This window comes from Shewanella goraebulensis (assembly GCF_030252245.1).
Taxonomy (GTDB): domain Bacteria; phylum Pseudomonadota; class Gammaproteobacteria; order Enterobacterales; family Shewanellaceae; genus Shewanella; species Shewanella goraebulensis.
Genome location: NZ_CP126972.1, coordinates 4879478 through 4893483 on the forward strand (window position 1 = coordinate 4879478; position 14006 = coordinate 4893483).

The 14006-nt window shown below is 40.2% G+C and carries 15 protein-coding genes; 5 read left to right on the forward strand and 10 right to left on the reverse strand.

All coding sequences use genetic code 11. The features are described from left to right. Positions 1-51: 51 nt before the first annotated feature. Positions 52-543 (reverse strand): MarR family winged helix-turn-helix transcriptional regulator, encoded by a 492-nt coding sequence (locus QPX86_RS20590; RefSeq protein WP_220754398.1) that lies wholly within the window; start codon positions 541-543, stop codon positions 52-54. A gap of 99 nt (positions 544-642) precedes the next feature. On the opposite strand from QPX86_RS20590, the gene QPX86_RS20595 reads away from it, so the two are divergent. Beyond that, positions 643-1845: a multidrug effflux MFS transporter gene (locus QPX86_RS20595; protein ID WP_285163781.1), complete on the forward strand. Its 1203-nt coding sequence runs from the start codon at positions 643-645 to the stop codon at positions 1843-1845. A 199-nt stretch (positions 1846-2044) separates the two neighbouring features. On the opposite strand, the gene fghA is transcribed toward QPX86_RS20595, so the two are convergent. Together fghA and QPX86_RS20605 are read right to left on the reverse strand one after the other, a co-directional pair. Then, positions 2045-2881, reverse strand: a complete 837-nt coding sequence (fghA, locus tag QPX86_RS20600; protein ID WP_285163782.1) for an S-formylglutathione hydrolase — start codon at positions 2879-2881, stop codon at positions 2045-2047. A gap of 101 nt (positions 2882-2982) precedes the next feature. Next, positions 2983-4113: an S-(hydroxymethyl)glutathione dehydrogenase/class III alcohol dehydrogenase gene (locus tag QPX86_RS20605; protein WP_220754396.1), complete on the reverse strand. Its 1131-nt coding sequence runs from the start codon at positions 4111-4113 to the stop codon at positions 2983-2985. A gap of 129 nt (positions 4114-4242) precedes the next feature. Here QPX86_RS20605 and QPX86_RS20610 point away from each other — a divergent pair, with 129 nt between their 5' ends. The 3 genes from QPX86_RS20610 to QPX86_RS20620 all read left to right on the forward strand — a co-directional run bounded on the left by QPX86_RS20610 (position 4243) and on the right by QPX86_RS20620 (position 7229). After that, positions 4243-5118 (forward strand): LysR substrate-binding domain-containing protein, encoded by an 876-nt coding sequence (locus QPX86_RS20610; RefSeq protein WP_220754395.1) that lies wholly within the window; start codon positions 4243-4245, stop codon positions 5116-5118. 211 nt (positions 5119-5329) lie between these two features. Beyond that, complete coding sequence (locus tag QPX86_RS20615) at positions 5330-6850, forward strand: flavocytochrome c (protein ID WP_220754394.1); 1521 nt, start codon at positions 5330-5332, stop codon at positions 6848-6850. Positions 6851-6875: 25 nt separating this feature from the next. After that, a complete protein-coding gene (locus tag QPX86_RS20620) occupies positions 6876-7229 on the forward strand; it encodes a cytochrome c3 family protein (protein ID WP_220754393.1) in 354 nt (117 codons plus the stop codon). A gap of 233 nt (positions 7230-7462) precedes the next feature. Here the strand turns inward: QPX86_RS20620 and QPX86_RS20625 are convergent, their stop codons facing one another. Then, positions 7463-8332, reverse strand: coding sequence for a LysR family transcriptional regulator (locus tag QPX86_RS20625; protein WP_220754392.1), 870 nt, complete (start codon positions 8330-8332; stop codon positions 7463-7465). Between the two features lie 134 nt (positions 8333-8466). Here QPX86_RS20625 and QPX86_RS20630 point away from each other — a divergent pair, with 134 nt between their 5' ends. Next, positions 8467-9114 carry a TetR/AcrR family transcriptional regulator gene (locus tag QPX86_RS20630; protein ID WP_220754391.1) on the forward strand — a complete coding sequence of 216 codons (648 nt, stop codon included), beginning with the start codon at positions 8467-8469 and terminating at the stop codon, positions 9112-9114. Positions 9115-9139: 25 nt separating this feature from the next. Here the strand turns inward: QPX86_RS20630 and QPX86_RS20635 are convergent, their stop codons facing one another. From QPX86_RS20635 to rpmH, 6 genes are all read right to left on the reverse strand, one after another. After that, entirely contained in the window at positions 9140-9748 is a 609-nt protein-coding gene (locus tag QPX86_RS20635) for a 3'-5' exonuclease (RefSeq protein WP_220754390.1), read from the reverse strand. Positions 9749-9753: 5 nt separating this feature from the next. Continuing rightward, positions 9754-11112: a tRNA uridine-5-carboxymethylaminomethyl(34) synthesis GTPase MnmE gene (gene mnmE, locus QPX86_RS20640; protein WP_220754389.1), complete on the reverse strand. Its 1359-nt coding sequence runs from the start codon at positions 11110-11112 to the stop codon at positions 9754-9756. An 82-nt stretch (positions 11113-11194) separates the two neighbouring features. After that, positions 11195-12823 (reverse strand): membrane protein insertase YidC, encoded by a 1629-nt coding sequence (gene yidC, locus QPX86_RS20645; RefSeq protein ID WP_220754388.1) that lies wholly within the window; start codon positions 12821-12823, stop codon positions 11195-11197. A gap of 3 nt (positions 12824-12826) precedes the next feature. Continuing rightward, positions 12827-13081, reverse strand: a complete 255-nt coding sequence (yidD, locus tag QPX86_RS20650) for a membrane protein insertion efficiency factor YidD (protein ID WP_220754387.1) — start codon at positions 13079-13081, stop codon at positions 12827-12829. After that, positions 13048-13404 (reverse strand): ribonuclease P protein component, encoded by a 357-nt coding sequence (rnpA, locus tag QPX86_RS20655; RefSeq protein ID WP_102529117.1) that lies wholly within the window; start codon positions 13402-13404, stop codon positions 13048-13050. Before rnpA ends, yidD begins: the two co-directional genes overlap by 34 nt. 16 nt (positions 13405-13420) lie before the next feature. Further along, positions 13421-13558, reverse strand: a complete 138-nt coding sequence (rpmH, locus tag QPX86_RS20660; protein WP_011867659.1) for a 50S ribosomal protein L34 — start codon at positions 13556-13558, stop codon at positions 13421-13423. Between the last annotated feature and the right edge of the window lie 448 nt (positions 13559-14006).

Below are 14006 nucleotides of genomic sequence, written 5' to 3' on the forward strand. Positions count from 1 at the left end.
TCATAAAATGTCAGCTAACATTTAGCTGGCATTTTTTATTGATGCTAAGTGTTAATTCCAACTCAATAGTAGTTTACTGAGTAGTTTATCTAACTGTTTTATCTCATCTTCTGACAAAATTGCTAATTTTTTTCGTTCATTTTTATGAAGCTCAACGATGATAGCGTCAACCAGTTCTTTTCCCATTGGTGATAACTTAACCAGCTTGCTACGCTTGTCGTCAGGATTATCAAGTCTTTCTATTAGCTCAGCTTGCTTCATTCTGTTTAGGACTTTTGTTAAACCGCCTGAACTGAATAGTAGGGAATGATAAAGGGTGGTTGGTGACAAACAATAAGGTTCGCCACTTCTTCTCAAGGTTGCCAGAATACCGAAGTCTGCACCTTGTATTTGGTAATGACCTAATAGCTCTTCGAGATCTGTTCTGATGTGATGATGAGCTCTGAGCAATTTAAGAATCGACGGAGAAATATGGTCGTATGCTTCAGGCCAATTAATTTTTGTTGATTGTAAAATGCTATCGACACTTTCCTGTTTTGGCAAAATCTATTCATTTAATCAGTGGGTGTTGCAAGTAATATATCTTGCTAGAAAGGTAAAATCTAGCTAGTATCTTTCTGGAAAGATACTTTAGAGGTGTAAATGCAACAATCCATATCTAAAAGCTTAATTCTGTTACTTGCTGCTGTTTTTGCGATGACTCCATACGCTATCGATAGTTATCTGCCAGCGATTCCAATCATTGCAACTGATTTCAATGTCGATACTTCTTTGATTGCGATTACCGTCAGCATGTATGTTTTCGGGATGGCAATTGGTCAGTTAGTCGGCGGACCACTATCTGATAAATTTGGCCGTCAGCCAATCATGTCATTAGGTTTACTGGTGTTTGGTGTATGCAGTCTAGTGTTAGCTTTAGTCGATTCTCTGGCGTTTTTTTGGCTTTGGCGTTGCTTGCAATCGATTGGCGGCGGCATGGCTGTTGTCGTTGTACCTGCCACTATTCGTGATAATGCTGAAGGAAAAGAAGCGGCGAAAGTATTCTCACTTGTGATGCTAATTATGATGATAGCCCCTTCTATTGCACCCGCTATTGGTACCTTAATCATGAAAATATCCAGCTGGCACTGGATTTTCTTATCATCTGCTATTTTCGCATTCCTTGTGGCAATCTGTGCATTTTTTGTTATGCCAAAGCATATAAAGGCTAGTGATACCATGCCTAGTACTAGCTTTAAAAGTGTTCTTAAGTTCAAACCTGCACGGGGATATTTAATTGCACAAGTGTTTTCTTATGCGCTATTAATCACGTTTATTACCAATGCACCTTTTGCTTATTTAGTTAAGTTTGGTGTTAGCGAAACGCTCTTTTCAGGGCTATTTATTGCTAATGTTGTGGGAATTGTGATTATCAATCGTTTAAATGCCTATTTGCTTAATCGTTATGACGCAGAGCAAATGCTGTTGGCATTTTTAGGGCTAAAAGTGTTCGGTGGACTTGTTTTGTTCAGCTCAATTTTGATTATGCCAAATAATCTATGGTTTGCTGTTTCTGGCTTTGTTATCTGTATGGCGGCGACAGGTGGGACAATATCTAATGCAAGCGTTGGCTTTTTAAAGCACTTTGGTAAAAGTGCTGGTACTGCTTCTGCGTTAATGGGAGCTATGCAGTTTTTCATAGGTGCAATTATTAGTGGAATAACAGCATTACTGTTGAAAGATGCTTTATGGCCCATGGTGCTGATTATGTTTGGATGTTCGGTGGTTGCACTTTTAGCGACATTAAAGGCTAATGCACTTAACAGAAAAATGACTGAGACAAAGATGAGTTATTGCGTTAATTAGTCTTTCTATGAAGTTATTTTCTTCATTATCTATTTACGTTAATGCCTATATAAAAGCCTCAATGTTATTCACATTGAGGCTTTTTACAATCTTTATAAGGTTGCTATTTCTATTTTGAAAGTCTAACTATGTTTCACATGAAACAATGATCTATTTTTTAGGCAAAGGCTCATTGATCATTTTCGTTATAGCTTTCTACTTATAAATACTTTGCATGGAACCTTAAATGGTCTTCGATAAAACTACTAATAAAATAGTAGCTATGATCGTAGCCTTCTTGCATACGCAAGGTTAAAGGGTATTCCTGTTCTTTAGCAACATCGATTAAGGCTTGTGGTTTTAACTGCTCAGTTAAGAAGCTGTCATCGCTACCTTGGTCCACCAGCATAGGAACAGCGGCTTGAGTAAGCTTCATTAATTCCGTACTGTCATATTCAAGCCAATCTTGTTTATCTGTACCTAGATAACCATTAAAAGCCTTTTGTCCCCAAGGGCAATTAATAGGATTACAAATCGGACTGAATGCTGAGATTGACTGATAACGCTGCGGATTTTTAAGACCGATACTGATAGCACCATGACCGCCCATTGAGTGACCACTTATGCTGCGCTGCTGAGAAACAGGAAAGTGTTGTTCAATGAGTTCTGGCAACTCGTTCACAACGTAGTCATACATTTGATAATGGGTATTAAAAGGGGCTTGAGTCGCATTGACATAAAAACCTGCGCCTAGACCAAAATCATAAGCACCTTCGCTGTCGTCTGCGACATTCTCACCACGTGGGCTAGTATCAGGAGCGACAATTGCGATACCCAGTTCCGCTGCTATACGTTGAATACCTGATTTTTGCATAACATTTTCATCTGTACAGGTTAAACCTGATAACCAATAAAGCACAGGCACTTTTTGTGATGCTGCTTGAGGTGGTAAATAAATAGCAAAACGCATACTGCAATTAACGGTGGTTGAAATGTGGGTGTATTGCTTTAACCAGCCGCCAAATGCTTTATTACTGCTGATATTTTCAATGGTCATTCGAGATCCTATAAGCGGCATGCTATTGAATTAGAATTTGATTTATACCTTGTCCATAACTTTAACGATGGACAAGGTTTAAAATTGATCTGAAGAAAAGTTTACTTATCGAAATGAATGACTGTACGGATACTCTCACCGTTATGCATGAGATCGAAAGCATCGTTGATCCCTTCAAGTCCCATGGTATGAGTAATGAAATGATCTAATTTAAATTCACCATTTAAGTATTGTTCTACAATACCTGGTAATTCACTACGACCTTTAACACCACCAAAAGCGCTACCTTTCCAAACTCGGCCTGTCACTAATTGGAATGGACGAGTTGAGATTTCTTGTCCTGCACCAGCAACACCAATGACCACTGACTCGCCCCAGCCTTTATGACAACATTCTAGCGCGCTGCGCATGACATTAACGTTACCAATACACTCGAATGAGAAATCAACACCGCCATCAGTTAACTCAACAATGACATCTTGAATTGGTTTGTCGTAGTTTTTAGGGTTAATGCAATCTGTCGCACCAAGTTTAGTGGCTAGCTCAAATTTAGATTCATTTAAGTCAATACCGATAATGCGTGATGCACCAGCCATGGTTGCGCCAATTATGGCCGATAAACCAATGCCACCTAAACCAAAAATAGCCACCGTATCGCCTTTTTGAACTTTAGCGGTATTCAGCACAGCACCCATACCGGTTGTGACACCACAACCTAATAAACAGACTTCTTCTAATGGGGCATCTTTATTCACTTTTGCAAGCGAGATCTCAGGTAATACGGTGTACTCGGAGAATGTTGAACAACCCATATAATGGAAAATTGGCTCACCATCTTTATAAAAGCGAGTAGTACCATCAGGCATTAAGCCTTTACCTTGGGTCTCACGTACTGCGCTACATAGGTTGGTTTTACCTGATGTACAGAACTTACATTTGCCACATTCTGCGGTGTAAAGAGGAATAACATGGTCACCGACTTTAACGCTGGTGACTCCTTCACCGACCATTTCAACAATCCCGCCACCTTCATGACCCAGAATTGCCGGGAAAACACCTTCTGGATCATCACCTGATAGGGTAAATGCGTCAGTATGACAAACACCCGAAGCGATAATCTTTACCATCACTTCTCCCGCTTTCGGGTACATAACATCAACTTCTTCAACGGATAAAGGTTGACCTGGTCCCCACGCTACAGCGGCTTTTGATTTAATAAATTGAGCTGACATTATGTTTGTCCTTATTGAAGATGGGTTATAAATTTTATCTACTCAGTGTAGATCATTATTCTATTGTATTTATTTTCTGTCAGTTGATAATAAGCTTAAATAGTAAATGACTTTTACGAGAGAGTAATAATGCTGCCATGGGAAGGAGTTTATGAATTTGTCGCAGTGGCTGAAACTGACAGTTTTACCTCGGCGGGAAAGCGTTTGTCTATTTCAACCGCGCAAGTTAGTCGCCAAATTAGTCAGATTGAAAATCGATTAAATACTAAACTTTTTTATCGCACTACTCGAAAAGTGTCACTTACTGAAGAAGGCCAAGTGTTTTATCGCCATTGCAGACAAGTGATTGATGGCCTTGAAGAGGCTGAGCGTGCCATTAGTAGTTTGCAAAATAAACCTCAGGGGCTAATTAAACTGACAGCACCTGTGACTTATGGTGAGAAGTTTATTATGCCGGTTGTGACTGACTATATGCAGCAATACCCTGATGTCGAAGTAATTTGTGAATTAACAAACAGGCAACTAGATTTAGTTGAGGGTGGTTATGATTTAGCTATTCGATTAGGCCGATTACCAGACTCTAGTATGATGGCAAAGCGACTAACCAGTCGTGAGCAATTTGTGTGTGCTGCACCTGAGTATATTAATCGTTTTGGTGCGCCATATTCTTTATCGGAACTCAGTCAGCATAATTGTTTAATTGGTTCTCAATCACATTGGCACTTTAATGAATCAGGTAAAAACAGAAGTATTAAAGTGCAGGGTAATTTGCAATGCAGTAGCGGCATTAGTTTGCTTGATGCGGCATTAAAAGGTTTGGGGATTGTGCAATTACCTGGTTACTACGTTAAGCAAGCAATTAGCGAGAATAAACTAAAGGTGTTATTGGCCTCTTTCCAGCAAGAAAAAGAAGGTATTTGGGCTTTGTATCCGCAAAACCGTCACTTATCACCAAAAGTCAGATTATTGGTCGATAAATTAACAGAGTGTCTTTCTCAAAAGTAACTTAAGCCGTTCATTTAATTTTTTAGATAGCCAGCGTTTTGGAATTGATTCCAAATCGTTAGCATACGGCTATATTTGATTAAAATATGCGCTATGGTTCATTTCTGTAAATATACCTATTTAGATATAATTAAACCTTGGTAGATTCCCTTTTTGGAATTGATTCCATCTTTATGATGAAGGAGTCAATTTAAACAAAGGGTGATGACCTATGAGTAATGTAGATCTGTTAGGACGCCGTAAATTTATCGCAGGGTTAGGTGCAGCAGCAGGTGCTGCAATGGTAGCTCCAGCGATGGCTGTTTCTGAAAAAGCGGACGGTGTTAAGTGGGATAAAGAAGTTGAGATCGTTATTATTGGTTCTGGTTTTGCTGGCTTAGCTGCAGGGATTGAGGCAACAAAACTAGGTGCAAAAGATGTACATATTTTTGAAAAAATGTCTTACTTTGGTGGTAATTCAGCGATTAATGGTGGCTTATTTGCTGCGCCAGGAACGCCAATGCAATCTAAAGAAGGCGTAAAAGATTCTGTTGATCGCATGGTCGCTGATCAAATGGCTGCTGGACGTGGTATTGCCGATGAAGCACTACTTCGCCATGTTGCTGAGCATGCAATGGAAGCATTACAAATGACTTTTGATGCGGGCTCTGAGTACCATCCATACTTGCAACAGCTTGGTGGTCACTCTGTTGCACGTACTTATCAAACAACCGTGAGTTGTGGTGCAGGTATCACTCAACCGTTATTACATAAGTGTCGTGAATTGGGGGTTCATACTCATAACCGTTCTAAGTTTGAAGGTTTCTTGATTGGTGATAACGGCGAAGTACTTGGCGTTAAAATGCGAGACAACTACCACTTTGATGAAGACCAGCCAGGTAAAGTTATTAATATTCGCGCTAAACGTGGTGTGATTATGGCGACAGGTGGTTTTGCTCAAAACGTTAATCTTCGTATGGCGCAAGATCCAACGTTAACCTCTGAAGTAGGTTGTACCAATGCTCCTGGTGCTACAGGCGAAGGCATGTATGAAATGTTCCGCTTAGGTGCCGTACCTGTTCATTTAGCGCATATTCAATCTGGCCCTTGGGCATCACCTGATGAAGGTGGTTTTGGTTACGTGTCTAACTACTCAATTTACAATTTCCCACATTCAATTGCGATTAACCGTTTAACGGGTAAACGCTTTATGAACGAAATTGCTGACCGTAAAACTCGTGCTGATGCCGAGCTTGCATGTCGTGATGAACAAGGAAATGCGCTACCTCCAATCTTAATCACCAGTTATAAGGATTCTAAAAAGCATCCTAATACTAAGAAAGTCATTAAGTACAATGTGGGTTGGAAGTTTGATTCTATTGAAGAACTTGCTTCTCATTTTAAAGTGCCAACTAAAGCACTTAAAACGCAAATTGAAGAATATAACCAGTACGTTAAGTCAGGTGAAGATACTCAATTTGGCAAGAATATGACCAAGGCTAAAGACAAGTATATTGAAGCACCGTTTACCGTTGTTCGTTTATGGCCAAAAGTGCATTACTGCCAAGGTGGTGTGCAAATTACAACTAAAGCAGAAGTAAAAGACAGCTTTACTGGTAATCCTATTGCTGGTTTATATGCCGCAGGTGAAGTGTGTGGTGGTATTCATGGTGTCAGTCGTTTAGGTAGTTGTTCTATTCCTGAATGTATGGTCATGGGAATGACAGCCGCCCGCAGCATGATGAAAGTTTAGTCCCAAAACACAAGAGGAATTATTGATGAACACATTAAAGATGATGCTTGCATTGGGATTACTTTGCTTAAGTAGTGCGACAGTTCAAGCCGTAGAAATTAGAGATCACCATCAGGAAGTTATCGGAAAAGATTGTAAGGCATGTCATGACAATGGCATCAAGCAATTTCCATCTGATCAAGCTTGTCAGCAATGTCACGATGTTGATGAATTAGCTGAAACAACAGCACGTAGTGAAGAAGACAAGTGGCAGAATCCGCACAATAACTTACATTACGGTAAAGAGTTACCTTGTCAGGAATGTCATGGTGAGCATAAAGCTAAAGAGCCTATCTGTAGCGATTGCCATACGTTCAAATACGACAAACATAAAAAGTAAATACGATATTTTAAGTCAGTATTAAAAGTGGCTTAATGCATTGGTTGTTTGTTTTCCCCTTTCAATTAATAGCGTAGTCACTTTTTGATAAGCCTCTAACTTAATAGTTAGGGGCTTTTTTTATCGATTGAATATAGACATATGATCAAAACTACGCGTAATTTCTATCAGCTATAGAAAAGTAAAAAGCCAACTTACTTAAGTTGGCTTTTAGTCTGATGCACAATAGATAATTAGCTATCAGCAACTTCTGCTAAGTTTTCAACATTGGCTTTAATTAACGAGATCAGTTGTTGAGTTGCATCTGTTTGGGTATCTGGGTTCAGATAAAGCGCTTCATTAAAGACAGGTAAAATGGGAAGTCCATGTTCAACCGGATCTAATATCTGCATTTTATCGCTAATACGAAATTCAGCGACTGGTGCGATGGTTAGATCATTTTCAACCGCCATGCACAAGGCTTGCGGTGAAGGAGTTGATAGCAGCACATTGATCGAGCGCATAGTCAGTTGATGATTAGCAAATACTTGGGCACGAATAGGGCAGTTTTCTGGATATAATGCCATTGGAATCACGCTACGTTTGTGAGCATTACCATTTTTGGCAGCAACCCAATGAAAGCGTCGTTCAAATAACAATTCCCCATTTGCTGGTGTTTGCCAATGAGTCGCTACAATGACATCAAATTCGCCTTGTTGTAAGCGCTTATATAAATTACCGCTAACGTCAGTATCAATCACCAGCTCTATGCGGGTAAATTCACGAATAAATTCTAATAAACAGCTGCTCAAGTAACGTTTTATATAATCAGTTGGGACACCAAGTCGAATGATTTCTCGATTTTGGCAATCCTTTAAGTCATCTAAAGCCTTTGAGTTTAGTTGCATCATTTTATAGGCATAGTTAAGCAAAGTTACACCTGAGTCGGTAAGTGTAACACCTTTGTTATCGCGGATTAATAATGGCTGCCCAACACTTTCTTCAAGCTTTTTAATTTGCAGACTTAATGCTGATTGAGTCCGGCAAATCTGTTCTGCAGCTTTTGAAAGGTTGCCATTTTCGGCTACCGCGATGAAGCTTTCTAGTAATTCAATTTTTAACATTGGCTTTAGATAATCTGGCTATTGAGATTGATCATAGTGGTATCAGTATTACTTAATATCGAGAACGTAAAAAGCTTGTTATTGTGTGAATGTGAACTGATAACATATTTTTCAATCAAAGTAAGGGATACATCATGAGTACTTGGCAGCAAAGAGGAGAATACCTAGTTGAAGTATCTCAGCGTTGTTTAAAAGGACGTAAAACATTTGATTTATGTCGTTCTCATTTAGTTCAAGCTAGCCAGATATCTAAAGGGACTATTTATAACCATTTCCCTAGCGAGGTTGATTTAATGGTAGCGGTGGCAATTAATGACTTAAATCGTTGGAATGCTCAGGCTGAACTTGATGAACAACATTATCAAGACCCGCTTATTCAGTTTTTAGCTCATCAATGTTGGCGTTTACACGATACCTTAGTTAATAAAACCTTCGTCATTGAAAGAGTCATGCCTAATTCTGATGTTTTATCTCAAGCGAGTGAGGTATATCAGTTAGCTTATCAGCAAAGTTACGATGCTTACTCTGTATGGTTTCATAGCATGATTGCAAAAATAGGGAAGGTTGAAGGATTTAATCGCGATGAATTAGTGCTTAGCTATTTACGTGGTGCAATGATTAATTGTGATGATGCCGATAAAGACGGTAATGATGTCCAGTTATATTACCAGTACTGCTATGCCATTGTTCAGTTGTTAGGGCACTCAGATAAAAGGTTACCTGCGATTACTAAATTTAAAGAATGGTTAAGTAGCATGCCGCAACAGCAATCGGCGGCATAATAAACTTAATTACTTTGTTGAAAGGTTATTGTGCTAAAAAGGCCATGACTTTCGCCTTTGGCATACCTGTAATTTTTTGAATTTTATCAAAAGTCACAGCTTGCTGAGGTTGGTGTAGTTTAATTGTTTCAAGCTGGTGGAGCCATAAATGACCCGTCATCGTGGCATCGGCTAACGCACGGTGAAAAACACCATTATTGGGGAGTTGGTGGTAATCAACCAAGGTTCCGAGCTTATGGTTTGGCGCATCTTGACTTATTCTGCGAGACAGCAATAAAGAGCAAGCAAACTGACCTGAGTATTGGTGATTAATTCGCTGAAACTCGGCATCTAAAAATTTCTTATCAAAGCTGGCGTTATGGGCTACAAGGTTGAAGTCTCCAATAAAATCAGCAAACCGCGCCATGACAGTTTCGCAGTTATCGGCTGTTTGCAGCATTTGATTGCTAATACCTGTGTAGTTTTCAATAAAACTATTTACCCGACATCCTGGGTTCATTAATTCTTGAAACGATTCAACCACTTCACCATCAACCAGTTTAACTGCACCAATTTCAATGGCTCTATCAGCGTTATCAGGTGATAAGCCGGTGGTTTCGAAATCGAGTACGATGACGGTATTTGCTAAACTCATAAGGGCTATTTACCAATACAAAAAGAACTAAAGATTTTACCGAGGAGATCATCTGAGGTGAACTTACCGGTAATTTCTGACAATGCCATCTGAGCCATTCGTAGCTCTTCTGCGAGTAATTCCCCAGCCAAATACACTTCCAGTTGTTCTTTACCCAGTTGTAAGTGGCTTGCGGCTAAGTCTAATGCTTCTAAATGGCGACGACGGGCGATAAAACCACCCTCAAGGTTGCTTTGATAACCCATGAGGGTCTTAAGGTGTTGTTTAAGTTCTTCAACGCCTAAGCCTGTTTTAGCTGAAATGCGATAAACGTTATAACCGTGCTCATCTGTGGTCATAACAGGCTCGCCGGTTAAATCGGCTTTGTTACGAACAACGGTGACTCCAAGTCTTGATGGCAGGCGGTCTATAAAGTCAGGCCAAATATCATGTGGATTAACGTCGGTAGTCGTGGTGCCATCAACCATGAATAACACCCGGTCTGCAGTTGCTATCTCATCCCATGCACGCTCAATCCCAATTTTTTCAACCGTATCAGCTGTATCACGTAAACCAGCGGTATCAATAATATGCAGTGGCATGCCATCTAAATGGATATGCTCGCGCAAAACATCACGAGTCGTGCCAGCTATTTCAGTCACAATAGCGGATTCTTTACCTGCTAACGCATTCAATAAACTAGATTTACCCGCGTTAGGGCGACCTGCAATGACAACTTTCATGCCTTCGCGAATAATCGAACCCTGTTTAGCACTGGCTTGCACAGAATCGAGTTTGTCGATGATGTTATAAAGCGAGTTAGCAATTTTACCGTCTGATAAAAAATCGACTTCTTCATCTGGAAAATCAATCGCTGCTTCGACGTATAAACGCAAGTTAGTCACTTGCTCAACGAGTTGATGTACTTCATCCGAGAACTCACCTTGGAGCGAGTTTAACGCGCTTTTAGCGGCTTGCTCGCTGGTGGCATCAATTAAGTCAGCTATGGCTTCTGCTTGGGTTAAATCAAGCTTGTCGTTCATAAAGGCCTGCTCACTAAACTCACCCGGTTTAGCTATACGAAGCCCATCGACTTCCATAACACGCTTTATTAGCATATCTAATACGATTTGGCCGCCGTGACCTTGTAGTTCCAATACATCTTCACCAGTAAAGGAGTTAGGTCCTTTAAAGAACAAGGCTATCCCTTGGTCAATGACTTCACCAGTCACACTTTTAAAGTCACAGTAGTCGGCATAACGGGTTTTAGGTAAATGGCCTAAAACGCTTTGTGCGACTTCAGTTGCTTTATCACCTGATACACGAATGATACCGACGCCGCCACGACCTGGTGCGGTTGCTTGTGCCACGATAGTGTCTGTCATTGAAGAAAACCTTGTTGAAAATAGTAAAGGAAAAGGCGGCTTAATAGCCGCCTTTAAAGATTATATCAGTTCGAGCTATGACTTATTTTAAGCCTTTTTTCTCTAAACCGGCATAAATAATCTTTTGTTGTGTGATTGCCACTAAGTTACCAACTAACCAGTAAAGAACTAGTCCTGATGGGAACCATAGGAAGAACACAGTAAAGATAACTGGCATCCACTGCATCATCTTAACTTGCATAGGATCCATGGTTGGTGCCATAGGCTGCATTTTCTGCATTAACCACATAGACACACCCATTAGTAACGGTAGTACGTAGTAAGGATCTTGAACCGATAAATCGTCAATCCAAAGCATGAATGGTGCATGACGCAATTCATAACTTTCTAGTAGTACCCAGTATAATGCGATGAAAATAGGCATTTGCAGCAAGATAGGAAGACAGCCACCCATAGGGTTAACTTTTTCTTTCTTGTACAGCTCCATCATAGCTTGACCCATCTTTTGACGGTCATCACCGAAACGTTCTTTCAGTTCAGCAAGTTTAGGTTGTAGGTTACGCATTTTCGCCATTGAGGTGTATTGCGCTTTAGTCAGTGGATATAAAAGACCACGAACAGATAACGTAATTAAGATAATAGCCATACCCCAGTTAGTTACAATTGACTGGAAGAACATCAGTAACTTGTAAATAGGGATTGCTAGCCACCAAAGGAAACCATAATCAACTACAAGGTTTAAGGTTTCAGAAATACTAGAAAGTGCTTTTTGGTCTTTAGGACCTACGAAGAACTGAGCACTAATAGTTTGCTGGGTACCTGGAGCAATATCATGCACCGCACCGCGGAAACCAATGTTGGCTTGTCCACCAGCACTCATGCTGGTGAAAATAGTGTTCGAATCATTTGCTGGTGGTACCCAAGCCGACACATAGTAATGTTGAAGCATTGCTGCCCAACCGCCTAGTGTTTGTTGGTTTAAGTTACTTTTAGCAATATCTTCAAAATCATACTTTTCGTAACGAACATTCTGAGTAGAGAATGCGGCACCACGGTAAGTCGGCATCATCATACTGCTTTCAGATGCTTGAACGGTTTGCTTAATCTGACCGTACATTTGCATTTGAAGCGGCGCTGCTGTGGTGTTGTTTACATTGTAATCAACGGTCACATCAAACTGGCCACGAGTGAAAGTAAATACTTTGGTATAGCTTGCGCCATTTGCATCTACATAGCTTAATGGTACAGATAAAGTGTCTTGGCCAGCTGCTAATTCATATAGTTCTGATTCAGCAGAAAAATGAGCACGACCGTGAGTACTGCTATCAATACCATCACGTCCGATTAAGCCACTTTGAGAAATATAATTGAATGCACCGTTTTGCTCTAAAAGAACAAAAGCTTCATCGCTATCGATTTCAACTTTATGGTCAACAAGTGCAGCATAAACAATATCACCACCTACTGGGTCGATTTTGATGTTTAGCTGATCAGTGTTAACTGTAATCAGATTTTGAGTCGCCGGTAATTGAACAGGCATGCTTGAATCAGCATCGGGTACATCGCCAATATTTGACGAAGGTACGTTATTCGTTTGAACAACCGATTGTGTTGCTGTCGGTTGTGGTGCTTTATCGTCTTGCCATGCTTGCCAAAGTAAAAAACTGACAAACAGTAGTGCGATAAGCATTAAATTGCGTTGAGATTCCATAGCCTATTTGTTACACCTGTCATTTTTAGGGGGGACGGGATCACTTCCGCCGGGATGTAAAGGGTGACATTTTAGTATGCGTTTCGCTGCAAGCCAACAACCTTTCGCAGTTCCATGCGTTTTTATTGCATCAATCGCATAATAAGAGCACGTTGGGTTGAATCTACAGCGAGGTCCCAGCATGGGGCTGATAAGAAGTTGGTAACCACGAATAGCCTTAGTGGCTAGCCATTGTAACGGCGACTGAGTTTGCGCCATAACTTCTCTGTTAACTTATGTAGTTCTGCATTTTCCATATCGACCACACCATTTCGAACCAAGACAACAATATCAAGATTTGGAATGTCGTGCTGACTTAAACGGAAATTTGTTCTGATTATTCGCTTAATACGATTACGATCACTGGCGTTTTTAACAAAACGTTTTGCAACTGTTAATCCAATACGAGGATGTTGTTCTGAATTAGGTATAGCGAGCAGAGTTATTTCAGCAGAAGATGCTTTGATGGGATTTGAAAATACAGATTTGAATTGCGCGGGAGTTAACAGACGTAACTCCCGCGTAAAAGCATAGCTAGTCACTATGAATATCTACCGATTAAGCAGATAAACGAGCGCGACCTTTTGCACGACGACGTGCAATCACTTTACGGCCGCCTACAGTGGCCATACGTGCGCGGAAGCCGTGAGAACGCTTACGCTTCAGGTTGCTTGGTTGAAAAGTACGTTTACTCATTTTGGCAATCCGTATATTTAGTAGTTAATAAACCTTACATTCTTAAAATAAGAGGCAAGGGCAAAAAAGAGGCCGAATTGTAATCACTTTAATCACTACCGTCAACAAGGAAAGTAGCTATATGCACAATTTTTACCTAATTACTTTTTCATTAAACTCCAATAATTCACCACAGGATGTGGATAACTCTGTGAATCAACACTACATGTAGTGGATCAAAGGCTGTTTAACGAGATCAAAGTACGGCTATTATAGATCAAGAGTGATCGGTTAATAAAGCAGGATCTGCGAACTAATGCGATTAATTGGATCGTTTTTGATCTTTAAAGATCACAGATATCCACATACAATGATCAGGCTGGGGATAAAAATTTTTTTATCGATAGCGATCATTGAGATCTAACGATAGAATACCCCTCCTTCAACAAACGATATTAAGGAATATTAA

What these genes read in the sequence shown, in the direction of transcription:
- QPX86_RS20630 (WP_220754391.1), top strand. Translation starts at nt 8,467, where the DNA reads ATGAGTACTTGGCAGCAAAGAGGAGAATACCTAGTTGAAGTATCTCAG.
- QPX86_RS20610 (WP_220754395.1), top strand. Translation starts at nt 4,243, where the DNA reads ATGCTGCCATGGGAAGGAGTTTATGAATTTGTCGCAGTGGCTGAAACT.
- QPX86_RS20635 (WP_220754390.1), bottom strand. Translation starts at nt 9,748, where the DNA reads ATGAGTTTAGCAAATACCGTCATCGTACTCGATTTCGAAACCACCGGC.
- yidC (WP_220754388.1), bottom strand. Translation starts at nt 12,823, where the DNA reads ATGGAATCTCAACGCAATTTAATGCTTATCGCACTACTGTTTGTCAGT.
- QPX86_RS20605 (WP_220754396.1), bottom strand. Translation starts at nt 4,113, where the DNA reads ATGTCAGCTCAATTTATTAAATCAAAAGCCGCTGTAGCGTGGGGACCA.
- rpmH (WP_011867659.1), bottom strand. Translation starts at nt 13,558, where the DNA reads ATGAGTAAACGTACTTTTCAACCAAGCAACCTGAAGCGTAAGCGTTCT.
- QPX86_RS20595 (WP_285163781.1), top strand. Translation starts at nt 643, where the DNA reads ATGCAACAATCCATATCTAAAAGCTTAATTCTGTTACTTGCTGCTGTT.
- QPX86_RS20620 (WP_220754393.1), top strand. Translation starts at nt 6,876, where the DNA reads ATGAACACATTAAAGATGATGCTTGCATTGGGATTACTTTGCTTAAGT.
- QPX86_RS20615 (WP_220754394.1), top strand. Translation starts at nt 5,330, where the DNA reads ATGAGTAATGTAGATCTGTTAGGACGCCGTAAATTTATCGCAGGGTTA.
- QPX86_RS20625 (WP_220754392.1), bottom strand. Translation starts at nt 8,332, where the DNA reads ATGTTAAAAATTGAATTACTAGAAAGCTTCATCGCGGTAGCCGAAAAT.
- yidD (WP_220754387.1), bottom strand. Translation starts at nt 13,081, where the DNA reads ATGGCGCAAACTCAGTCGCCGTTACAATGGCTAGCCACTAAGGCTATT.
- mnmE (WP_220754389.1), bottom strand. Translation starts at nt 11,112, where the DNA reads ATGACAGACACTATCGTGGCACAAGCAACCGCACCAGGTCGTGGCGGC.
- fghA (WP_285163782.1), bottom strand. Translation starts at nt 2,881, where the DNA reads ATGACCATTGAAAATATCAGCAGTAATAAAGCATTTGGCGGCTGGTTA.